Genomic DNA, 24,406 nt, shown 5'->3' on the forward strand with positions numbered 1-24,406 from the left:
GAATTATGGAAAAATTTTTAAAGAGATCAATTCTTACAACTATTATTCTTGTAATAATGACTATTACAAGTGGTTGTAGTTTTCCAGGGTTAGCTGACTCGATGGGGAGTACTAATGTTATTCGTATAACTGCGTTAACAACAACAGAATCACAAGTGATGGCTAATATTATTGCAGAATTAATTGAACATGAAACGTCTTATAAAACTACGATTGTTAACAATCTTGGTTCAGCGCCAATGCAGCATCAGGCGTTATACCGGCATGATGCTGATATACAAGCAGTTGCTTATGATGGTGGTGAATTAACTGCTAACTTACTTTTGCCAGCTATTAAGGATTCGAAAAAGGCAAATGATACTGTTCGTCGAGAGGTAAAAAGAAGATGGGATCAAACCTATTTACATACCTATGGCTTTTCAAATAATTACGCCTTTATGGTCGATGGTAAAACTCAAAGAAAGTATAATTTACATCGAATTTCGGATTTAAAAAGGGTGCAAAGCCAACTTTCTTTTGGTGTTTCATCTGAATGGGTTAATGCACCGGGGGTTGGCTATCCTTCGTTTCAAACAGCATATGGTATTACTTTTAGCAAGATGCGGCCAATGAACGCAGGGCTTGTTTATTCTTCTCTAAAAAGTGGCAAGATGAATGTTATTTTGGGTTACTCGACTGATGGTCGAATTGATAGTTATAAACTTCACTTGCTTAAAGATGATAAGCATTTCTTCCCACCATATAATTGCGGTATGTTAATTAATAATTATTTATTGCGCGAACACCCCGAACTTAAGCCAATTCTGGAGCGTTTAGTGGGGCAGATAAGTGTTCATGATATGCGTAAAATGAATTTTCAGGTCGATGATGAATTATTAGAACCTGCAACAGTAGCACATGAATTTTTAGTTAAGCACAACTATTTTAGGGGGCAAGAGTGATGGCAAAGTTATCTTTATGGCAGCAATTTATCTATTATTATCAACATAATGGTGTATATGTACTGCAACAATTCAACCGAACTTTTTTGATATCAATTTACGGGGTTTTACTTGCTGCAATTATTGGAATTCCTATTGGTATTATTATTTCTCGATATTATTATCTGGGGAATTTTGTACTAGAAATTGCTAATTTTATTCAAACGATTCCTTCACTTGCAATGCTTTCAATTTTAATGATTGGGATGGGTTTGGGAGTGATGACTGTCATTTGCGCAACGACTGTTTATTCTTTGCTACCAATTATTAAAAACACCTACACGGGCATAAAAAATGTCGATAAAAATGTTATTGATTCTGCTCAAGGTATGGGAATGACTAAATTTCAGTTGCTTTATATGGTACGATTACCTTTATCATTATCTGTAATTATTGCTGGATTAAAGAATGCATTGGTAATTGCGATTGGGATAACATCTATTGGTTCGTTTGTTGGTGCTGGAGGATTAGGTGATATTATTATTCGCGGCACTAACGCAACGAATGGTAGTGCAATTATTTTGGCTGGTGCAGTGCCAACAGCTTTGATGGCAATTTTTTCAGATATTATTTTAAATTTTTTACAAAAATGGTTACAACCTAAAGGATTACAAAAATAATTTTTGAAGAATTTTAGCTATTTAAGCGTATTTAATAATGTAAGTAAATAAACAAAAACATTTGTTCGCTATTTCTTGCAAATAACCATTGATTCAAAGTATAATTAATAAAAATAAATTTGGTCAGTTTAATAAGAGGAGGAAAAGTCTTGCCAAAAGATGAAAAAAAAGCTGCATTAGAAACTGCACTAAAGAAAATCGAAAAAAACTTTGGTAAAGGTGCCGTAATGCGAATGGGCGATAAAGCAGATACAAAGATTTCGACTATTCCATCTGGTTCGCTTGCACTTGATGCTGCACTAGGAGTCGGTGGCTATCCACGTGGTAGAATTGTAGAAGTTTATGGACCAGAATCTTCAGGGAAAACGACTGTTGCTTTGCATGCAGTGGCTGAGGTACAAAAACGTGGTGGTACAGCTGCATATATTGATGCTGAAAATGCAATGGATCCAGCTTATGCAGAAGCCTTAGGAGTTGATGTTGACTCATTAATTTTGTCTCAACCTAATACGGGTGAAGAAGGACTGCAAATTGCAGATACTCTGATTAGTAGTGGAGCGATTGATATTTTGATTGTTGACTCCGTTGCAGCTTTAGTTCCTCAAGCTGAAATTGATGGTGAAATGGGTGACAGTCATGTTGGATTGCAAGCCAGGTTAATGAGTCAAGCATTACGTAAACTTTCTGGTAACATTAATAAGACCAAAACCATTGCAATATTTATTAACCAGATTCGTGAAAAAGTTGGGATTATGTTTGGTAATCCGGAAACAACTCCTGGTGGTAGGGCTCTCAAATTTTATGCAACTATTCGTTTAGAAATTAGAAGGGCAGAAAAAATAAAGCAGACAGGTGGCGAGATTACTGGTAATCGGGTTAAGATTAAGGTAGTCAAAAATAAAGTTGCTCCACCGTTTAAGGTTGCCGAAGTGGATATGATGTATGGTAAAGGTATTTCTCAAAGTGGTGAATTACTTGATATGGCGGCTGAACATGACATAATTGCTAAAGCAGGTTCTTGGTACTCATATAAGGATGAGCGAATTGGTCAAGGACGTGAAAATGCCAAGAAATATTTAGAAGAGCATCAAGATATTTACGACGAAGTCCAACAGCAGGTGCGCCACGCCTATGGTATTGATGAAGATTCAATATCGGAAAGAGAAGATCCTGAGAGAGTGAAAAAGGTAAAGGAACTGAAGAATGTAGAAAAGGAGGCTTCTGAAGGAAAGGAAGCTGATGGCAAAAGTAGTTAAAATTGAAGAAATTAACCTTGATCTATAAATTCTGATCAAGGTTTTTTTCTAGTTGATTGACATAGGTCACGAGGTTATTTATTATTATCATTGTGTGAATAATCTAAAAAGTAAAAAAGGCGATAGTGATCATGACAAATAATAATTTGATTCCCGTCGCGATTGCTATTATTTCAGTTTTAATTGGCATTGGCATTGGTTATGCAATTAGAAAAAGCATTTGGGAAATGAATACGAAAAATGCTCAAAATGATGCTGACCATATTTTAGCGCAAGCCAATGCTCAAGTTGTTGCTGCAAAAGCTGAGGCCGATGCACAAAAACAAGCAGCAGAAGCTTTTAAGCAAAGTGCTCAAAATACTAAGAAAGAGAAAATTCTTGAAGCTCAAGAAAAAATTCAAGATTACCGGCAAAAGGTTGAGGATGAATTAAATATCAAGCGTGACGCCAATGCGCGTGAAAGTAATCGCTTAAAACAGCGAGAAGATACACTTGATCATAAAAATTCTTTATTAGCTGAAAAGGAAATTGAATTTAACAAAAAAGAAAGTCAACTAGGGAAGCAACAGGATGAATTAAAGCAAAAAATTCAGACTGCAAATGAATTAGTTGATCAAAGTCAACAAAAACTTTATGAAGTTGCTCATTTAGATAAGGAGCAAGCTAAAAAATTAGTTCTAAGTAAATTATCTGATGATCTAGTTAAAGAACGAGCAGAAATGATAAGAAATAGTAATGAAGAAGTTCAAGCTAAGGCTGATCATTATGCACGTAAGGTAATTATTGATGCTATTCAAAGTAGTTCTGCAGATACAGTTGCCGAAACGACGGTATCAGTAGTTGATTTACCAAATGAGGAAATGAAAGGAAGAATTATTGGACGTGAAGGTCGCAATATTCGGTCTTTTGAAGCACTCACGGGAATTGATCTAATAATTGATGATACTCCTAAAGTGGTTACTTTAAGTGGCTTTGATGCTATTAGACGTGAAATTGCTAAACGAGCAATGGAGCGATTGGTAAAAGATGGACGAATTCACCCAGCTAGAATTGAAGAAATAGTTGATAGGGCTCGTAAAGAAGTAAACGACGATATTTATGAGGCAGGTGAAAGTGCGTTAATGGAATTAGGTATTCACCGGATGAATCCTGAACTAGTTAAGATACTTGGTCGCCTAAAATATCGCACATCTTATGGGCAGAATGTTTTAGGACATTCAATTGAAGTTGCTAAATTGGCTGGGACAATGGCAGCTGAGCTTGGTTTAAATGAAAAATTAGCGGTTCGCGCGGGATTATTACACGATATAGGAAAAGCAATCGATCATGATATTGAAGGTTCACATGTTGAAATTGGTGTGGAATTGACAAGAAAATACCATGAATCAGATATAGTAGTTAATGCAATTGCAGCTCATCATGGGGATGTTCCAAAGTTATCATTTATTGCTGAACTAGTTGTTGCAGCAGATACACTTTCTTCGGCACGTCCAGGTGCTAGAAGTGAAAGTTTGGAAAACTATATTCGGCGGTTAACCGAATTAGAGCAAATTGCCAAAAAGTATGATGGTGTTAAACAGGCTTATGCCATTCAGGCTGGACGTGAAGTTCGAGTGATGGTTGAACCAGAAAAAATTTCAGATGATCGGATTACTGTTTTGGCACACGATATCCAGAAACAAGTTGAGAAACAGCTTGATTACCCGGGTAATATTAAAATAACAGTTATTCGTGAAAAACGAGTTGTTGCAGTTGCTAGATAAAGCAGAAGGTTGAATTTCAATTCAACCTTTTTTGCTTTAACTAAACTACAATTTGTGCATTTTTAGTCAAGCCTGTATAATTAAAGCAACTTATTATGAAAGTAGTCGACTATGTTTAAAATTATTGTTGAATTGTTCTTTTTAGTAATTATTCAAGCAGCAATTACGCCATTTATTAGGCGGTTAGCCTTTGTCTTAGGAGCTGTTGATATTCCAAATGCCAGACGAGTTAATAAAAAACCAATGCCAACATTAGGGGGCTTAGGTATATTTGTTACCTATAATATTGGTACATTCGTTCTTCTCCGAGAACAATTCCCAACACATGAAGCTTTTAGTGTGTTATTAGCTTCTAGTGTCATTGTTTTGACAGGAATTATAGATGATATTTTAGAACTTAAGCCGCGACAAAAAATGTTTGGCATTTTAATTGGAGCCTTAATTATTTATTTTTTGGCAGGTATTAAAATGAATGTTCTTAATTTGCCATTTTTGAATAAGCAAATCAATTTAGGCTGGTGGAGTTTACCTATTACCATTTTTTGGATCTTGGCTTTGACTAATGCTGTTGATTTAATTGATGGACTTGATGGTTTAGCTGACGGGGTTTCATTGATTTCTCTAATAACGATGGGTATCGTTGGATATTTCTTTTTACATACCGATCAACTTTATATTCCAATTTCATGCTTTATGTTAGCAGCTTGTTTATTAGGATTTTTACCATATAATTTTCATCCTGCAAAAATGTTTCTTGGTGATACAGGTGCATTATATATCGGTTTTATGATTGCGGTTTTCTCACTGAAAGGCTTAAAAAATGTTACTTTTATTTCTCTTTTAGTGCCTGTAACCATACTAGGTGTTCCAATTACGGATACTATTTACGCTATGATAAGACGAAAACTTAATCATCAACCAGTTTCACAAGCAGATAAGCATCATCTTCATCATCAATTAATGAAAATGGGGTTAACACACCGTCAAACTGTTCTTGCAATTTATTCTCTTTCGCTAATCTTTTCATTCATTTCGTTATTATTTTTACTGTCACCAATTTGGGGTATGTGGCTTTTAATTGCAGGATTGGTAGTTGCCTTAGAAATCTTTGTCGAATCAATTGGGCTTTTAGGTGAAAAGTATAAGCCGCTATTATCACTGATTCAAAAAGTAATTAATTCACGTAGTAAGAAAGATCCAACCGTTGAAGTTTGGCATTTAGGTCAAGAAAAACCAGAACAATTAAAAAACAAACATAATCAACATTAAAAAGAATGTTTTCTTGTAATATGAGTCCCGGAAAGCAGACAATTTCCGGGACTTATTTTTATATCAAATTATTAATAAAGAAAAATTTGGATTTATTAAAGAACTTTAAAACAGCATGACATACCACTAATTCAATGGATAGCTACTTGAGAGAGAATTTATTTTGATTGTAAAGTCAGATATGTTTTACGGTCAGATTGCTAGCTATTATAATTTAAAAAAATTAAAGTAAGCAGTTGTTTGAGTATATTAATTATTGCATCAATGACCGAATCAAGTGTAAATTAAGATACTTGACGCCAATTAAATATTGGAACCAAGCCTTAAACAATTAATTATAAACCTAATAGTAACTTTTAAGATCATTCCCCCTGTCAAAGGGTCCTTTTTGGTTAAGATAAACTTTTTTAACGTTTGTTGGTAGTATTGACAGGTATTTCAATATACCGTGTTTTTCCTTTAATAAACTGAACTTGTCCAGCTAATTGATCTGTTAAATTTGTAAGCAGTTCAGCTTGCTCTTTTTCAGAAACAAAAATATGCAAGCACACATCGACGCCATAATCAATTTTAGCAATTGAAATTTTCTTTTTAGATAGATAGTTGTTTATCTTATCAAAATAGGTATAGGCAATGTTAAAACTAATTTCCTGTTGTTGAATACATTCAACTATTCCAATTTTTTCTGCGGCTTGGGTAACGCTATTTGAATAAGCACGAATTAGGCCACCAGCTCCTAGTTTTATACCGCCAAAGTAACGAGTAACAACAACTATAACATTTTGTAACTTCAATAATTGCAAAGCGTTTAATTCTGGTACTCCTGCAGTCCCAGCTGGTTCACCATTATCGCTGGCTTTTACATGATTATCGACTATATAAGCATAAGTATTGTGTGTAGCATCGCGATATTTTTTAGAAATGGTTGAAATGGCTTTTTCAGCTTCATCAATAGTAGATACACGTACAAATGAAGTAATAAAACGACTCTTTTTAATTATTATTTCATGACTAGCGTTTTCTTTAATTGTTAAAAAGTTTTCCTTTTTCATCAAAAAATTTTCCCTCCTTTTAGCGTATTTAATATATGGAGGATGAAAGATGGAGAAGCTCGCATATCTTGCTGGTCGTCAATGGATCAGTCAACAAAAAAATTTTAGCATAACTAAGGGGTTAACAACAATCAAAGCAATTTCGAATCAGCGTTGCAATCGATGTGGGACAACTGTGAAGGAGCGATTGCCTAATGGTAAGACATATTGCCGTGCCTGCATTGGTTTAGGACGCGTTACTGAGGACGACTTTCTTGTGCGTGACGAAAGTGAAGTTTTTTTTCAAAAGAAAAAAGATATTTTAAAGTGGCGAGGACAGTTAACTCCGGCTCAGAAGCAAGTGTCAATAAAGTTAGTAGAAAATTTTAAAAAAAGGCGAGCAACTTTAGTTCATGCAGTTACTGGTGCAGGAAAAACCGAAATGTTATTTGCAGTAATTTCAGAGTGTCTTAGTTTAGGACAACGTTGTTGTATCGCTTCTCCAAGAATTGATGTTATTAATGAACTTTATCCTAGAATTCAAGAAGCATTTCAAGGATTGAAAATTGGAAAGTATCATGGTCGTGAATTCAAAGAACCTGAATTAGAGCAGTTAACTTTATGTACTACGCATCAACTTCTTAAGTTTTACCATGCATTTGATTTGTTAATAATTGATGAAGCAGATTCTTTCCCATATATAGATAATTCTCAGCTTCATTTTGGTGCGAAAAATGCTATTAAAACTAATGGAATTCGTATTTATTTAACTGCGACACCAACACGTGATATTCTTCAAGAAGTTGAGGCTGGTAAAATTAGAGTTCTAAAGTTAAATCGTCGTTTTCATGGGAGCTTGTTGCCGATACCTCGCGAAAAATTATTTTTGCGCCCCTTTTTAAATAAAGGTCATCTGCACCCAAAACTAATAAAAGAAATAATTGGAGTAATAGAATCACAACATCCCTTACTACTATTTGTACCACGAATTGAACAAATTTCGTTGTATTTATCTGCTTTGAAGAAAGTTCCTGAATTACATCAAATTAATATAGAAGGAGTTTATGCTGCAGATAAAAAGCGTTTGAGTAAAGTCCAACAATTTCGTGAGGGTAAAATACAGCTTCTGATCACAACAACAATTTTAGAACGAGGGGTTACTTTTAAACATGTTTGGGTAATTATTGTCCAGGCAGATGACGCAATATTTACGACCTCAAGTTTAGTTCAAATTGCTGGCCGTGTAGGTCGCGCACAAGATGATGTAGGAGGATTAGTTCTTTTTTGTTATCAAAAATATACTCGTAGTATTCAAAGTGCTGTAAAACAAATCAAGGAGCTTAATAAATGAAGTTATGTCTTGTTTGTGGACAACAATTTATGCCACAAATATCATTTTGTCAGATACTTTATTGGAAAAAACAGCCTGAAGAATACCTGTGTAGATATTGCAAAGCAAAATTTACTAAATTAAGTCAACCAAGATGTCAGTTTTGTGATCGCGAATTAGATAAAAATATAATTTGCAATGATTGTCAAAAGTGGCGCCACCTTTATGTCGATAACCTAATACATAATCATGCAGTTTATCAGTATAATCAAGCTGCACATGATTTAATGGTAAATTATAAACGTTGTGGTGATTTTGTTTTGGCAAAAGTATTGCAGCAATTGTGCTATCTTAACTTGAAAAAAATTCATGCAGATTTTTACGTTCCACTTCCGACTTCACCAGAACATTGTGCAAGGCGTCAGTTTGATACAATAACCAGTATTTTTGATGATTTGGTTTTGTTAACTTCTGTGTTAGATAAACATGGTGGACTGAGCGCACAGGGCGAGAAGAATCGTAGTGAAAGATTGAAAACGCCACAAAGTTTTTTTATAAAGAAAGACTTTAAAGTAAATTTAAACAATAAAAAAATATTACTTTTGGATGATATTTATACTACGGGAAGAACGTTGTATCATGCACGTGATGCAATTATCAAAAGGTATCCGTTTGTGCAAATAAGCAGTTTCACAATTTATAGATAGTTTAATCTTGTTCAGCGCTTTCAAGATTTGTTATAATATAATTAAGTAAAGTTGCATTAGCAATTGAAAGGAGAATCTCATATGTTAAAGTATAATATTCGTGGTGAAAATATTGAGGTAACTGATGCTTTGAGAAGTTATGTCGAGAAACGCCTAAAGAAAATGGAGAAATATTTTGATTTGAATCAAGATGTTGTTGCCCACGTTAATCTCAAGGTATATCGTGATCATACGGCTAAAGTTGAAATTACTATCCCATTACCGTACTTAGTATTGAGAGCAGAGGAAACAAGCGATGATATGTATAGAAGCATAGATTTTGTTTCTGAAAAACTGGAACGTCAGATTAGAAAGTACAAGACCAAAATTAATCGAAAGAGTCGGGAAAAGGGAATCAATGATTTCTTAGTTGAAAATTCGGATACAGATACCGGTGACATTGATAATGATGATGGCAGTGGATTCTCTATTGTACGCAATAAACAGATTGGCTTGAAGCCAATGAGTCCTGAAGAAGCAATTTTACAAATGAACATGTTGGAACACGATTTCTTTGTATTCCAAGATGCTGAAACAAATGGAACTAGTATTGTATATCGTAGAAATGATGGTCAATACGGTTTGATTGAAACAAAGTAAAAACAATGTTGTTATAAGCAAGCGGGACCCCACATTTAATGTGAGGTCTTTGTTTTGTTTATTTTTAATTTTGCACTAATCATGTTAAAATTAATATGTGTTTTTATACTTAACTACATATAAGGATCGATTAAATGGTAAACGTTTTAAAGAAACTATACAATAATGATAAAAGAGAACTAAAAAAATTTGAAAAGCTTGCTAATCAAGTTGAAAATTATGCTGATGAATATGACAAACTTTCAGATGAAGAGTTGAAGGCAAAGACACCTGAATTTCGAGCACGACTAGAAAAAGGCGAGGAATTAGACAAAATATTACCAGAAGCTTTTGGAGTTGCTCGTGAAGGTGCCAAAAGAGTTTTGGGCTTGTATCCGTTCCATGTTCAAATACTAGGTGGAATTGCTTTGCATTTTGGTAATATTGCCGAAATGATGACTGGTGAAGGAAAGACTTTAACGGCTACAATGCCCGTTTATTTAAATGCATTGACAGGCAAAGGGGTTCATGTTGTGACGGTCAATGAATATCTTTCAAGTCGTGATGCTGAAGAAATGGGTCAATTATATAAGTGGCTTGGGTTAACTGTTGGTTTAAATTTAAATTCAATGTCACCTGATGAAAAGCGTGAAGCATATGATTGTGATGTTACTTATTCAACTAACGCTGAATTAGGCTTTGATTATTTGCGTGATAACATGGTGGTTTATAAAGAACAAATGGTTCAACGCGAATTAAATTACGCTATTATTGATGAAGTCGATTCAATTTTAATTGATGAAGCGAGAACACCGCTGATTATTTCTGGTGAAGCCGAGCAGGCTAATGGCGACTATATCAGAGCTGATCGTTTTGTTAAATCACTTCATGAAGATACTAGTGGAGATGACGCTGATGATGATGAAGACCACGGCGATTATAAAATTGACTGGCCAACTAAATCGATTGCATTAACTAGAACAGGAATTCAAAAAGCCTGTGATCATTTTGGCTTAAAAAATTTGTATGATGTCGAAAATCAAAAATTGGTTCATCACCTAGATCAAGCACTACGTGCCAATTATATTATGCTTAATGATATTGACTATGTGGTTCAAGATGGTGAAGTTTTAATTGTTGATTCATTCACGGGTCGTGTGATGAGTGGTCGGCGTTATTCCGATGGGTTACATCAAGCAATTGAGGCTAAAGAGGGCGTTAAAATTCAGGAAGAATCCAAGACGCAAGCCACAATTACTTACCAAAATTTCTTTAGAATGTATAAAAAATTATCAGGAATGACAGGTACGGCTAAGACAGAAGAAGAAGAATTTCGTGAAATCTATAATATGCAGGTAATCACAATTCCGACGAACCGTCCTAATATTAGGAAAGATCAATCTGATATTTTATATCCAACCCTAAATTCAAAATTTGAGGCTGTTGTAAATGAAATTAAAGAGCGTCATTCAAAAGGACAGCCTGTGTTGGTCGGAACAGTTGCAGTTGAAAGTTCAGAAAGATTAAGCAAGATGCTTAATCAGGCCGGTATTCCGCACGCAGTATTAAACGCTAAAAATCATGCTAAGGAAGCCCAGATTATTATGAATGCAGGTCAACGTGGTGCGGTTACGATAGCTACCAACATGGCTGGTCGTGGGACTGATATTAAATTGGGACCTGGTGTAAAAGAATTGGGTGGTTTAGCTGTGATTGGGACTGAACGTCATGAATCACGCAGAATTGATAATCAGCTTCGTGGTCGTTCTGGTCGCCAGGGAGATCCTGGTGTAACTAGATTTTATCTTTCACTTGAAGATGATCTGATGAAACGCTTTGGTGGTGACCGAGTTAAAGACTTTTTGGATCGGTTATCGGATAATGACGATGATAAGGTAATTGAAAGTCGTTTAATTACAAGACAAGTCGAGTCAGCTCAAAAACGTGTCGAAGGTAATAACTATGATACGCGTAAACAAACATTGCAATATGATGATGTTATGCGAATTCAAAGAGAAATTATCTATGGTGAACGGATGCAAGTTATTGGAGAAGAAACTTCACTTAAAGATGTTTTAATTCCGATGATTCATCGTACAATTAATAGTCAAGTTGATATGTTTACGCAGGGTGATCGTAGCAAGTGGCGACTTGATTCTTTGAGAGATTTCATTAGTTCAAGTTTGACAAATGATGAAGAAGTTGAAAAACTTGACTTTAAGACAATTACAGTTCCTGAATTAAAGCAGAAACTGTACGAATTTGTTGAAGAAAACTATCAACAGAAAAAACAGATTTTGGCCGATCCATCAGATATGTTAGAATTTGAAAAAGTTGTTATTTTACGGGTAGTAGATGACCGTTGGACTGATCATATTGATGCAATGGATCAATTGCGTCAATCAATTAGTTTACGTGGTTACGGTCAGCTTAATCCACTCGTTGAATACCAAGATTCTGGATACAATATGTTTGAAGAAATGATTTCTAATATTGAGTTTGATGTAACTCGTTTATTTATGAAAGCTGAAATCAGACAAAATCTTAGTCGTTAAAAGTTAAGATTGAAGGGAAAGCAGCTGCTTTCCCTTTTTTTGGAATTTATTAGGAGTAATTGATCATATGGAAATTAATGAAATTCAAAGTGAATTAGATAGTTTAAGAGCCCGCTTAGATCATTTTAGGGGGTCTCTTTGACTTAGATGCAATAGCTGACAGCATTACAATTAATGAACATAAAATGCAGGATGCAGATTTTTGGAATGACCAAGAATGTGCACAAAAATTGATTTCGGCAACAAATTTACTAAAAGAAAAGCGAAATTCTTTTTTAGATTTACAAGAAAATTATCAAAATGCGTCTACGGCCTTGGAATTACTAATTGAAGAACCAGATGCAGATCTTCAACAAGAGGTTGAAAATGATTTAAAGCAGCTTCAAGGTAAATTTCATGAATATGAGATGGATTTGCTTTTATCAGGAAAATATGACAATCACAATGCTTTATTGGAAATTCATCCGGGTGCAGGTGGAACCGAAGCTATGGATTGGGCTCAGATGTTGCTAAGAATGTATCAACGTTATTCTGACCAGCGTAATTTTGGATTTGAAATTAATAATTATGAACCAGGTGAAGAGGCAGGCCTTAAGAGTGCTAGTATTAGAATTACTGGTAAAAATGCTTACGGTTTGCTTAAATCAGAACATGGTGTACATCGCTTAGTTCGAATCTCACCATTTGATTCAGCTAAGCGTCGTCACACTTCGTTTGCCTCAGTCGAAGTTATTCCTGAAATTGATGACAGTATAAAAATTGATATTAATCCTAAAGATTTACGAATTGATGTTTATCGTTCAAGTGGTGCTGGGGGCCAGCATATTAATAAAACTTCTAGTGCTGTGCGAATAACTCATTTGCCAACAGGTTTTGTTACAACGTCACAGGCACAGCGTTCTCAATTGCAAAATCGAAAGACAGCAATGAATGAACTGCGTGCAAAACTTTTTCATTTAGAAGAAGAGAAAAAAAGGCAGCATAAACAAGAATTAAAGGGCGATCAAAAAGAAATCGGTTGGGGTTCACAAATTCGATCATATGTTTTTCATCCTTATAATCTAGTTAAAGATTTGCGGACGGGCTATGAAACTTCCGACATGAGTGGTGTGATGGACGGTAAATTGCAGCCATTTGTTTATGCTTATTTACAATGGATACTTAGTCAGGCTAATCCTGAATAGGAAAAAGGTGAAGAAATGAGTTTTTTGGCAATTATTTGTATCGTACTTTTGGCAGTAATTATACTGGGTTTTACTTTTGCTGCTTTTCATATTATATTTTTACTCTTACCTGCAGTTTTAGTAATTGCAGTAATTATTTGGTTAATTAATCATTTTACCAATCATGATAAAGCTGATGAAACACCTGACGAAAAAGGAACTTGGCAAAATTGGTCCAATAATGAAAACCCCCATCCCAAACGCAAAAAAGTGCGAGATGTAGAAACTAAAGATGTAGATAAGTAAACTAAGAGGCAATTCAAATGGCAAATGCAGTTAAATTAAAAGATTTGATTCAAGATAATAAAATTGTCCATATTGTCCATGGTAAACAATATATTACCGGTAAAGAGATTGCAGTTTCAGATATATATAGGCCAGGATTGGAATTGACTGGATATTTTGATTTTTATCCTAATCAACGTATTCAACTTCTAGGACGAACGGAAATTTCCTATGCAGCTAGGCTTGATCATGAAAGTTTAGTTTGCGTTTTTAAAAAGCTCTGTACACCACAAACTCCATGTTTCTTTGTTTCTCGTTCTTTGCGTGTTCCACAGGAACTGGTTGTCGCAGCCGAGGCAGCAAAAATACCTATCTTATCAGTTTCTGAATCTACAACGTATATCTCTAGTATTTTGACAGAATATTTACGTGAGCGTTTAGCTATTCGTGAGACTATTCATGGTGTCATGGTTGAAGTTAAGGGATTAGGAATTTTGCTAACTGGAGATTCAGGAGTTGGTAAGTCGGAAACGGCACTTGGTTTAATTAGGCGCGGTCACCGGTTAATTGCAGATGATCGGGTAGATGCTTATCAACAGGATACTGAAACTGTGATGGGTGAGCCACCCCAAATTTTGAAACATATTATGGAAATTCGAGGTATCGGAATTATTAATGTAATGGAATTATTCGGCGTAGGAGCAGTTAAAAATCGTGGCCCTATCCAATTAGTGATAAAACTTGTGAATTGGGATAATAATGCTAATTATGATCGACTCGGTTTTGAAGAAAGCAGTCGGGATATTTGCAATGTTGAAGTTCCGCAAATTACAATTCCGGTCAAAGTAGGACGTAATATGGAGGATATTATTGAAGTGGCAGCAATGAACTTTCGGGCAAAAAAGATGGGGTATAATGCAACCAAAACATTTGATGATAATTTAACTGCTTTGATTGCTCAAAATTCTAAAAAGGATAAATAGATGTGGTTAACTATTAGCCCAGTTGCATTTGCGCTAGGTAGTTTAAATGTTAAGTGGTATGGTGTCATTATGGCACTGGCAATTATTATGGCGGTCTCAATGGCAATTGTCGAAGGTCAAAAGCGGCAAATCGCAAGCGATGACTTTATAGATCTGTTGCTATGGGCGGTTCCTTTAGGATATATAGGGGCACGGATTTATTATGTTGTGTTTGAATGGAATTATTATGCTCAGCACCCCGATCAAATTATTGCAATATGGAATGGCGGAATCGCAATTTATGGAGGCCTATTAGCTGGCTTTATAGTGTTGTTTGTGTTTTGTTATAAAAGAATGCTGCCACCATTTTTAATGCTTGATATTATTGCACCAGGAGTAATGGCCGCACAAATATTGGGACGCTGGGGTAACTTTTTTAATCAAGAAGCTCATGGCGGACCGACAACTCTAGAGTTTTTACAGAAGATGCATTTGCCTACATTTGTTATTGCCCAAATGAAAATTAATGGTGTATATTATCAGCCTACATTTTTATATGAATCTGTTTTTAATCTTCTAGGCTTAATTCTGATTTTGCTTTTGCGTCACCGGCAATATTTATTCAAACAAGGCGAAGTCTTCATGCTATACTTAGCTTGGTATTCCGTTGTTCGTTTTTTTGTTGAAGGTTTACGAACAGATAGCTTGTATTTAGCCGGGACAATCCGTGTTTCGCAATTGTTAAGTTTAATTTTATTTATTGTGACTATTGGGTTATTTATATATCGGAGAAAAGTAATCAAACCGAAATGGTATTTAGATGGTAGCGGACTTAAGTATCCGTATACAAGAGCTTGAGATAAGCTATATTAATTTATACAGAAAGTCTGGAGAAAAAGATGGCAAAAATTGCAGTTCTAGGTGCTGGTTCATGGGGAACCGTTTTAGGCTCATTACTTGCAGATAACGGTAACGAAGTTATATTGTATGGAAATAATGTCCAGGTAAACCAAGAAATTAATGATAATCACACCAATGAACATTATATGAAGAATTGGTATGTGAATGAAACTGTACGAGCAACGGATGATTTGGAACTAGCACTGAATGAGGCAGATATTATTCTCTTCGTTTTACCAACTCAAGCAATTCGCGAAGTTGCTAAAAAAGTAAACCAAATTTTAACAGCAAGTAAAAGTAAGCCTTTGTTAGTTACTGCGACTAAAGGAATTGAACCAGGCTCCAAGAAATTGATTTCTGAAATTTTAACTGAAGAAATTTATCCTAATGATACTGATAAAATTGTTGCTATTTCTGGACCAAGTCATGCTGAAAGTGTTGCGCAAAAAGATTTAACTGCAATCACATGTGCCTCAAATAATGCAGATAATGCTCAAAAAGTTCAAGAAATTTTTACTAATGGATATTTAAGATTGTATACAAATACCGATTTAATTGGTGTAGAAGTGGCTGGTGCAGTTAAAAACGTAATTGCAATTGCGGCTGGTATCCTGGTTGGTAAGAATTATGGTGATAATGCTAAAGCGGCGTTAATGACTCGTGGACTTGCTGAAATTACCCGCCTAGGAGTTAATTATTTTGGGGCAAAACCAATGACTTTTAGTGGGTTAGCTGGAATTGGTGATTTAATTGTAACCTGTACTTCAGTTAATTCACGTAATTGGCGTTGTGGTAAGCAAATAGGTGAAGGCAAAAGTCTAGACTATGTACTTAAAAATATGGGACAAGTAGTTGAAGGGGCAACAACTGTTAAAGCTGTTCATGAATTGTGCCAAGAAAAGCAAATAGATATGCCAATTAGTGAAGCAATTTATCGTGTTTTGTACCAAAAGGCTAATGTTGATAATGAAATTACAAAAATGATGGGTAGGATTCCAAAGCCAGAAATTAGACTTTAAAAGATTTATATTGTAAAATTTACTTACTAAAAATAAGAAAGTTGCTGAGGTAAAAATATGACCCAAAAATATGATGTGATCATTATCGGTGCTGGTCCTGGAGGTTTAACGGCGGCTTTATATGCGTCACGTGCAAATCTTTCTGTTTTAATTCTTGATCGTGGACCTTATGGCGGTCAAATGAATAACACAGATGCGATTGATAATTATCCTGGATTTAGTGAAATAAAAGGACCCGAATTGGGCGAAAAAATGTACAATTCGGTAATGAAGTTTGGTGCTAAGTTTGAATATGGAGATGTGCAAACAGTTACTGTTGAAGGAAACACTAAAATAGTAAAAACAGATACTGGCGAGTACAGTGCGTCAGTGTTAATCATTGCGACTGGGGCTGATCATCGCCATTTAGATGTACCGGGTGAAGATGAGTATTCTGGAAAAGGAGTTTCGTATTGTGCTGTTTGTGATGCAGCCTTTTTCAAAGATGAAGACTTAGCCGTAATTGGTGGCGGAGATTCCGCAATTGAAGAGGGGATTTACTTGGCTCAAAATGCTAAGTCAGTAACCGTAGTTCACCGTCGCGATCAATTGCGAGCTCAACCAACATTACAAAAGCGTGCATTTGCGAATGAAAAAATGCATTTTATTTGGGATGCGGAAACAGAGTCAATCGAAGGCGATGGGAACCGAGTAACCGGAATAACTTATAAAGATAAAAAAACCGCTGAATTGAAACATTTATCAGTACATGGTGTATTTATTTATGTTGGTGTTATTCCTCAAACTACAGCTTTTAAAAACTTGGATATTCTTGATCAAAACGGTTGGATTCCTACGGATGAACATATGAAGACCAAGCACGATGGAGTGTTTGCAATTGGTGATGTACGTGCAAAGGATTTGCGTCAAATTGCTAATGCTGTCGGTGATGGAAGTATTGCAGGCCAAGAAGCCTATAATTATTTGCAAGCTTTAAACGACTAATAAAAAATTGCTTGATACTAAGTCTTAAAAGTAATTTACTTTTAAGACTTTTTTTATGCGCAAGCTATCGGGAAGTCTATGTTATTCTTTAATTTGTTTAAGTAAAAAATTTAAATAGTACCATGAATTATTTTTTTTAGTTTAACAATACTTATGAAAAGAAATGCTAGAATAAGACTATAAAAATCAATTTATTATAGAAAAAGAGGATTAATATTACAATGAATGCGGAAGAAACTTTTAACGCATGGAAAACTTCACCTGTTATGCCCGATTATCTGCAAAAGCAATTAATAGAATTAGGCAAGGATTCTAATTGGATTAATGATGCTTTTGGCCAAGATATTAATTTTGGAACGGCTGGAATGCGTGGCTTGCTTGAACCAGGCACAAATCGAATCAACTTGTTCACAATTGGTCGAGTTACTGAAGGCTTAGCTCGATTAATTGCTGAGAAAGGTGAAATAGCCAAAAAACAGGGAGTAGTAATTTCGTTTGATTCACGATATCATTCCCGTGAATTTGCTGAATATGCAGCTCGTGTTTTAGGTGAACATGGGATTCATATTTATTTATTTGATGATTTACGTCCAACACCAGAATTATCATATGCAGTGCGGCATTTACATGCTTTTGCTGGAATCAATATAACTGCTTCTCACAATGCCAAACAATATAATGGATATAAGGTCTACGGCGCTGATGGTGCCCAAATGGGACCCGAAGATGCTAGTCAAGTTTTTCATTATGCACAAAAGGTAGAAAATATTTTTAACGTTAATGCAGCTGATATTAAAAAACTGCGAGCAAAGAATATCCTTGAATTAATTGGAGAGGATTTAGATCAAGCTTATCTTAGAGAACTTAAAAAAATCAATGTTAATACTACATTGATTAAAGAAAATGGTGCTAAATTAACATTAATTTATACACCTCTACATGGAACTGGTAAGATGCTGTATGATCGTGCTTTTCGCCAAAATGGTTTTATGAATGTTATTCCAGTTCCAAGTCAATCAGTAATTGATCCAGAATTTCCGACTACCCAAAAGCCTAATCCCGAATATCGAGATGTATTTGATGAGGGGATTAAGCTGGCTAATAAAAAAAATGCCGATCTAATCATTGCTACTGATCCTGATGCTGATAGGATGGGTGCATGTGTTCGGAAAAAAGACGGGAATTTTCAAGTTTTGACGGGTAATCAAATTGCCACTTTAATGAGTTACTATTTATTAACTAATTTAAAGAATAATGGACAATTGCAAAGCGATTATGAATTAATTACTTCCATTGTTTCTAGCAATATGCCTTTAAAGATTGCGCAAGATTTTGGCATTAAAACAAAATCAGTTCTAACTGGATTTAAGTTTATTGGTGAAGAAATTGATCGAATGAATAAACAACATGACGGACACTTTTTAATGGGCTTTGAAGAAAGTTATGGTTATCTGTTTCAACCGTTTGCTCGTGATAAAGATGCAATGCAGGGAGCGTTAATGTTTGCAGAAGTAGCTACTTATTATGCCTCACGAAAAATGACTGTTCTTGAAGGCCTTGAAGAAATCTGGCAAAAATATGGTACTTCTTATGAAATTACGCGTGCGATTGAAATGCCAGGGATTAGCGGACAAAAATTAATGAATGAGTTAATGGTAAAATTGCGAAAAGAGCAGTTAAATCAAATTAATGGGGTTAAAGTTATTAAAGTGCAGGACTTTTTAATGCAAAAGGAAAGTTCTATTGGTAAGGCGCCAGTAAAAATGGCGGATCTACCCAAATCAAATGTTTTAAAATACTTTCTGGCTGATGAAACTTGGCTTGCCCTTCGTCCTTCGGGTACAGAACCAGTGATTAAAGTCTATGTTGGGGTTAATCAGCCTAATATCAGCTTGGCTCAGAAGGTGGCCGAAAATTATCAAACAGCCTTAGCAGCTTTATTAAAATAAGCAAAAAGCGTGCGAAAATATGTTCGGAAGCGTAAAATAACAAATATAAAGTAAAAGTTGGGCTTATTGTGTCCAACTTTTTTACAAGGAGCCTTTCTATGATTAAACGACAAGAAAAACGTCAATTTGAACTTGTATCGAAGTTTAAGCCGGCTGGTGATCAAGGGCAAGCAATTACTAAACTGACAACTGGTTTTAAAAAGGGATATAAAGAACAGATTCTTGAAGGCGCAACGGGAACAGGGAAAACTTTTACCATGGCGAATATCATTGCGCAATTAAATAAGCCAACATTAGTTATTTCACATAATAAGACTTTAGTTGGGCAACTTTATGGTGAATTTAAGGAATTTTTCCCGCATAATGCAGTTGACTACTTCGTTTCTTATTATGATTATTATCAACCAGAAGCATATGTACCTCAGTCTGATACATACATTGAGAAAGATTCGGCAATTAACGATGAAATCGATCAACTGCGCCATCAAGCCACAAGTGATTTAATGGAACGAAATGATGTCATTGTGGTAGCTTCTGTCTCATGTATCTACGGCTTGGGAGATCCGCATGAATATGCTGCAAGTGTAATTACCGTTCATGAGGGAGATGATTACGGTAGAAATACTTTGTTGCGTGATTTAGTTAATATTCAGTATGACCGTAACGATATTGATTTTCAGCGTGGTCGCTTTCGAGTACGTGGGGATGTTGTTGAAGTTTTCCCTGCTGGCAACTCAAACCATGCATATCGAATTGAATTTTTTGGTGATGAAATTGATCGAATTGTCGAAATTGACTCGTTAACGGGTGAAATTATTGGTGAGCGAAAAAGCATTTCACTGTTTCCTGCTACACATTTTATGACAAATGAAGAGCAGCTAAAACGAGCACTTCAAGCAATTTCACAAGAAATGGACTTACAAGTAAAAGATTTTGAAGGACAAGGAAAACTGCTTGAAGCACAACGAATTAAACAACGTACGACTTATGATATCGAAATGATGGGCGAAGTTGGATATACTAATGGAATTGAAAATTATTCTCGCCATATGGAGGGACGTAAAGAGGGAGAACCTCCGTATACCTTGCTGGACTTTTTTCCAGATGATTTTTTGATTTTAATTGATGAATCTCATGCGACAATGCCTGAAATCAGGGCAATGTATAATGGAGATCGCAATCGAAAGAAGACTTTAATCGACTATGGTTTTCGTTTACCATCTGCTCTTGACAATCGACCATTAAAATTAGCCGAATTTGAAAAACACGTTAATCAAATTCTCTATGTGTCAGCTACTCCCGGCGACTACGAACTTGAACGTACCGATCATAAAGTTGAGCAAATTATACGGCCAACTGGTCTACTAGATCCTAAGATTGAAGTTAAGCCAGTTGAGGGCCAGATCGATGACTTAGTTGCTGAAATAAATAAGCGAATCGAGCATAATGAACGCGTTTTTGTTACAACCTTAACTAAAAAAATGGCAGAAGATTTGACAGATTACTTAAAAGATTTAGGGATTAAAGTTCAGTATTTACACTCTGATGTTAAAACATTGGAAAGAATGCAAATTTTGCGAGATCTGCGCTTAGGCAAGTATGACGTGTTGATTGGAATTAACTTATTACGTGAAGGTATTGATGTACCTGAAGTATCACTAGTTGCTATTCTTGATGCCGATAAAGAAGGCTTTTTGCGAGCTTATCGCCCCTTAGTACAGACCATGGGACGGGCGTCGAGAAATTCTAACGGTGAAGTTATTATGTATGCTGATACGATCACGGATTCTATGCGTCAGGCTATTGAAGCTACTCAAAGAAGGCGGAAACTTCAAATTGAGTTTAATCAAGAGCATCAGATGGTTCCCAAAACAATTGTTAAGCCAATCCGAGAAGTGATTTCAGCAACTAAGCCTACCGAAGAGACAACCAAAAGTGATAGTTTTGCTGATCTGAACTTCAATGAATTGACTACTAAACAAAAGCAGACAATGATTAAGGATCTTCGTAAACAAATGCAAGAAGCGGCTAAGAAACTTGATTTTGAGGGTGCGGCTACTTTACGGGATGCGATTATGGAACTGGAAAGTTCAACTAGAAAACCAATTACAAAAAAGGGAAAAGCAATAAATGGCAAATAATCAAATTGTAATTCGAGGTGCACGTGAGCACAATTTAAAAGATATTAACCTCACAATTCCAAAAGATAAGCTTGTAGTTATTACCGGCTTATCAGGTTCGGGTAAAAGTTCGTTAGCGTTCGATACATTATACGCCGAGGGACGTAGACGTTATGTTCAATCCCTTTCAAGCTATGCGCGCCAGTTTTTGGGACAAATGGATAAGCCTGACATTGATTCAATTGATGGATTAAATCCGGCAATTTCGATTGATCAAAAAACAACTTCGCATAATCCACGATCAACTGTTGGAACAGTGACGGAAATCAATGATTATTTACGTTTATTATGGGCACGTGTGGGTCATCCAGTTTGTCCTAATGACGGTACATTGATTGAACGACAGTCTGTTGAACAAATGGTTGATCGGATATTGACATTGCCGCAAAAAAGTCGTATTCAGCTCTTAGCTCCTGTTATTAGGGCAAAAAGAGGAACCCATAGGGAAGTATTCAAGAGAGTACAGCGTGCAGGATATGTGCGTGTGATTGTTGATGGTGAGATGCATGAAATTGATGAGGAGTTTGACTTAGCCAAGAATGCTCGTCATACAATTGATATTGTGGTGGATCGACTGGTGGTTAAGGACGGAATTCGTTCTCGGCTATTTGATTCTGTTGAAGCAGCGTTACGCCTTTCTGATGGGTATATGAACGTAGATGTTATTGGTGGAGAAACACTTAATTTTTCGGAGTATTACGCATGCCCAATTTGTGGCTTTACAGTAGGAGAAATGGAGCCGCGACTCTTTTCGTTTAATGCACCATTTGGAGCTTGTCCCGAATGTGACGGTTTAGGTGTCAAATTATCAGTAGATAAAGACTTGGTTATTCCTGATCCGGATAAAACACTAGCAGAAGGTGCCATTGCACCGTGGAAAAATTCTAAGTATTACTCACAAATGTTAGAGCAAGCTTGTTCTGCATTAAAAATCCCATTGGATAAACCATATAAAAAGTTAACTAAAAAACAGCAAGAAACAATTCTTCATGGTTCGAAAAGAAAGATCAAGTTTCATGTAACAGGTGATTTTGGTCTTAATGACACAACTGCTGCGTTTGAAGGAGTGATGGAAAACGTTGAACGTCGCTATCGTCACCCAATGTCAAAATTTATGCGTGATGTAATGGCAAAATATATGACAGAATTAACTTGTGCAACGTGTCACGGTAAGCGCCTCAATCAAAAGGCACTAGCAGTTAAAGTCATGGGAAAGGATATTGCGCAAGCGTCAGAATTGGCAATTAACAAGGCACTTGACTTTTTCAATGAAATTAAATTAGATAAGCAAGAGGCAGTTATTGCAAAGCCAATCTTAAAAGAGGTGCGAGATCGGCTAACCTTCTTAAACAGTGTGGGTCTAGACTACTTAACTTTGTCTAGATCGGCAAATACGCTTTCTGGTGGTGAAGCACAAAGAATACGTTTGGCAACACAGATAGGATCTAATTTATCTGGAGTAATGTATGTTCTCGATGAGCCTTCAATCGGTTTGCATCAACGAGATAATGACCGCTTAATCGCTGCGTTAAAACGAATGCGAGATTTGGGTAACTCATTAATCGTAGTTGAGCATGATGAAGAAACTATGCGGCAGGCAGATTATTTAATTGATATGGGACCGGGTGCAGGAAGCTTTGGTGGCGAAGTAATGGCAGCAGGTACACCAGTAGAAGTAGAAAATAATCCTAATTCTCTTACTGGACAGTACTTAACTGGTAAAAAATTTGTTCCCGTGCCATTAAAGCGTCGCCATGGTACAGGTAAAAAGATTACAATTACTGGTGCGCAGGAAAATAATCTCAAGAACTTAAAAGTTGAATTTCCATTGGGCAAATTTGTTGTGGTAACTGGTGTTTCGGGTTCGGGTAAGTCAACATTAGTTAATATGATTTTGAAACGAGCATTAGCGCAAAAATTAAATCGAAATCAAACAAAACCAGGAAAATACCAGAAAATTACAGGCTATCAGAATATTGAAAAAATTATTGATATTGATCAAAGCCCAATAGGACGAACACCTAGAAGCAACCCTGCAACTTATACTAGTGTTTTTGATGATATAAGAACTTTATTTGCACAAACAAATGAGGCTAAACTTCGTGGCTACACAAAAGCAAGGTTTTCGTTTAACGTTAAGGGCGGGCGCTGTGAGGCTTGTCATGGTGATGGAATCATCAAAATTGAGATGAACTTTTTGCCAGATGTTTATGTTCCCTGTGAAGTTTGTCATGGTAATCGATACAATTCGGAAACACTTGAGGTAACCTATCGCAAGAAAAATATTGCACAAGTTCTCGATATGACAATAAGCGATGCGTGCAACTTTTTTAAAAATATTCCTAAAATTGCACGTAAGTTGCAAACAATTGTTGATGTTGGATTGGGTTATGTTAAATTAGGACAATCGGCAACAACATTGTCCGGCGGTGAAGCTCAAAGAATGAAATTGGCAGCTGAATTACAAAAACTTTCTACTGGCAAAAATTTCTATATTTTAGATGAGCCAACAACAGGTCTTCATACGGATGATATCAAACGATTGCTTGATGTTTTACAAAGGCTTGTTGATCAAGGGAATACAGTTTTAATCATTGAACACAATCTTGATGTGATTAAATGCGCTGATTGGCTAATTGATTTAGGACCTGAAGGTGGAGAAGGCGGTGGCCAGGTTGTCGCGACTGGGACACCGGAAAAATTAGCAGGAATAAAGAAAAGCTATACCGGACAATACCTAAAGCCGGTTCTGGAACGTGATACAATGCTAACTAAAAAAGCAAATAAATAGTATTTGTTAGTATTTACTTTAGATAAAGTGTAAAATAGCCGAAA

At 35.8% G+C, this 24,406-nt stretch carries 20 protein-coding genes; 19 read left to right on the forward strand and 1 reads right to left on the reverse strand.

Annotated elements, in window-relative coordinates; genetic code table 11:
* Positions 1–5 precede the first annotated feature (5 nt).
* From ACYIAQ_RS01410 to ACYIAQ_RS01435, 6 genes are all read left to right on the forward strand, one after another.
* The gene (locus tag ACYIAQ_RS01410; RefSeq protein ID WP_483562297.1) at positions 6–941 is read left to right on the forward strand and encodes a glycine betaine ABC transporter substrate-binding protein; all 936 of its coding nucleotides are present in this window, start codon (positions 6–8) and stop codon (positions 939–941) included.
* Positions 941–1,600, forward strand: a complete 660-nt coding sequence (locus tag ACYIAQ_RS01415; protein WP_122017964.1) for an ABC transporter permease — start codon at positions 941–943, stop codon at positions 1,598–1,600. The genes ACYIAQ_RS01410 and ACYIAQ_RS01415 overlap by 1 nt, the downstream gene beginning before the upstream one ends.
* A gap of 149 nt (positions 1,601–1,749) precedes the next feature.
* Positions 1,750–2,856, forward strand: coding sequence for a recombinase RecA (recA, locus tag ACYIAQ_RS01420; RefSeq protein ID WP_483562298.1), 1,107 nt, complete (start codon positions 1,750–1,752; stop codon positions 2,854–2,856).
* Between the two features lie 131 nt (positions 2,857–2,987).
* Complete coding sequence (gene rny, locus ACYIAQ_RS01425; RefSeq protein WP_122017966.1) at positions 2,988–4,619, forward strand: ribonuclease Y; 1,632 nt, start codon at positions 2,988–2,990, stop codon at positions 4,617–4,619.
* A gap of 111 nt (positions 4,620–4,730) precedes the next feature.
* On the forward strand, positions 4,731–5,888 hold the full coding sequence (locus tag ACYIAQ_RS01430; protein ID WP_483562299.1) for a glycosyltransferase family 4 protein: 1,158 nt from the start codon (positions 4,731–4,733) through the stop codon (positions 5,886–5,888).
* 236 nt (positions 5,889–6,124) lie between these two features.
* Positions 6,125–6,223: an IS3 family transposase gene (locus ACYIAQ_RS01435; protein ID WP_483562300.1), complete on the forward strand. Its 99-nt coding sequence runs from the start codon at positions 6,125–6,127 to the stop codon at positions 6,221–6,223.
* 72 nt (positions 6,224–6,295) lie between these two features.
* On the opposite strand, the gene ACYIAQ_RS01440 is transcribed toward ACYIAQ_RS01435, so the two are convergent.
* Positions 6,296–6,943 carry a YigZ family protein gene (locus ACYIAQ_RS01440; protein WP_483562301.1) on the reverse strand — a complete coding sequence of 216 codons (648 nt, stop codon included), beginning with the start codon at positions 6,941–6,943 and terminating at the stop codon, positions 6,296–6,298.
* Positions 6,944–6,989: 46 nt separating this feature from the next.
* Here ACYIAQ_RS01440 and ACYIAQ_RS01445 point away from each other — a divergent pair, with 46 nt between their 5' ends.
* From ACYIAQ_RS01445 to uvrA, 13 genes are all read left to right on the forward strand, one after another.
* Positions 6,990–8,270 (forward strand): helicase-related protein, encoded by a 1,281-nt coding sequence (locus tag ACYIAQ_RS01445; protein WP_483562302.1) that lies wholly within the window; start codon positions 6,990–6,992, stop codon positions 8,268–8,270.
* On the forward strand, positions 8,267–8,956 hold the full coding sequence (locus ACYIAQ_RS01450) for a ComF family protein (RefSeq protein WP_483562303.1): 690 nt from the start codon (positions 8,267–8,269) through the stop codon (positions 8,954–8,956). Before ACYIAQ_RS01445 ends, ACYIAQ_RS01450 begins: the two co-directional genes overlap by 4 nt.
* A gap of 81 nt (positions 8,957–9,037) precedes the next feature.
* Positions 9,038–9,595, forward strand: coding sequence for a ribosome hibernation-promoting factor, HPF/YfiA family (gene hpf, locus ACYIAQ_RS01455; protein WP_122017971.1), 558 nt, complete (start codon positions 9,038–9,040; stop codon positions 9,593–9,595).
* A gap of 134 nt (positions 9,596–9,729) precedes the next feature.
* Positions 9,730–12,129: a preprotein translocase subunit SecA gene (gene secA / locus ACYIAQ_RS01460; RefSeq protein WP_122017972.1), complete on the forward strand. Its 2,400-nt coding sequence runs from the start codon at positions 9,730–9,732 to the stop codon at positions 12,127–12,129.
* Positions 12,130–12,196: 67 nt separating this feature from the next.
* Positions 12,197–13,313, forward strand: a protein-coding gene (gene prfB, locus ACYIAQ_RS01465) for a peptide chain release factor 2 (RefSeq protein ID WP_483562304.1) whose coding sequence is annotated in 2 segments (ribosomal slippage) — positions 12,197–12,268 and positions 12,270–13,313 — 1,116 coding nt in all. Because the reading frame shifts where the segments join, the coding sequence is not laid out codon by codon here.
* Positions 13,314–13,328: 15 nt separating this feature from the next.
* The gene (locus ACYIAQ_RS01470) at positions 13,329–13,598 is read left to right on the forward strand and encodes a hypothetical protein (protein WP_483562305.1); all 270 of its coding nucleotides are present in this window, start codon (positions 13,329–13,331) and stop codon (positions 13,596–13,598) included.
* Positions 13,599–13,615: 17 nt separating this feature from the next.
* Positions 13,616–14,560, forward strand: a complete 945-nt coding sequence (gene hprK / locus ACYIAQ_RS01475) for an HPr(Ser) kinase/phosphatase (RefSeq protein WP_122017975.1) — start codon at positions 13,616–13,618, stop codon at positions 14,558–14,560.
* Positions 14,561–15,397, forward strand: a complete 837-nt coding sequence (gene lgt / locus ACYIAQ_RS01480; RefSeq protein WP_483562306.1) for a prolipoprotein diacylglyceryl transferase — start codon at positions 14,561–14,563, stop codon at positions 15,395–15,397. It begins immediately after the preceding gene.
* Positions 15,398–15,438: 41 nt separating this feature from the next.
* A complete protein-coding gene (locus tag ACYIAQ_RS01485) occupies positions 15,439–16,458 on the forward strand; it encodes an NAD(P)H-dependent glycerol-3-phosphate dehydrogenase (RefSeq protein ID WP_483562307.1) in 1,020 nt (339 codons plus the stop codon).
* A 57-nt stretch (positions 16,459–16,515) separates the two neighbouring features.
* Positions 16,516–17,442, forward strand: coding sequence for a thioredoxin-disulfide reductase (gene trxB / locus ACYIAQ_RS01490; RefSeq protein ID WP_483562308.1), 927 nt, complete (start codon positions 16,516–16,518; stop codon positions 17,440–17,442).
* A gap of 221 nt (positions 17,443–17,663) precedes the next feature.
* Positions 17,664–19,391, forward strand: coding sequence for a phospho-sugar mutase (locus ACYIAQ_RS01495; RefSeq protein WP_483562309.1), 1,728 nt, complete (start codon positions 17,664–17,666; stop codon positions 19,389–19,391).
* A 98-nt stretch (positions 19,392–19,489) separates the two neighbouring features.
* A complete protein-coding gene (uvrB, locus tag ACYIAQ_RS01500; protein ID WP_122017980.1) occupies positions 19,490–21,532 on the forward strand; it encodes an excinuclease ABC subunit UvrB in 2,043 nt (680 codons plus the stop codon).
* Complete coding sequence (uvrA, locus tag ACYIAQ_RS01505) at positions 21,522–24,362, forward strand: excinuclease ABC subunit UvrA (RefSeq protein WP_483562310.1); 2,841 nt, start codon at positions 21,522–21,524, stop codon at positions 24,360–24,362. Before uvrB ends, uvrA begins: the two co-directional genes overlap by 11 nt.
* The last annotated feature ends 44 nt before the right edge of the window (positions 24,363–24,406 follow it).

The organism is Lactobacillus sp. X-49 (assembly GCF_057063645.1).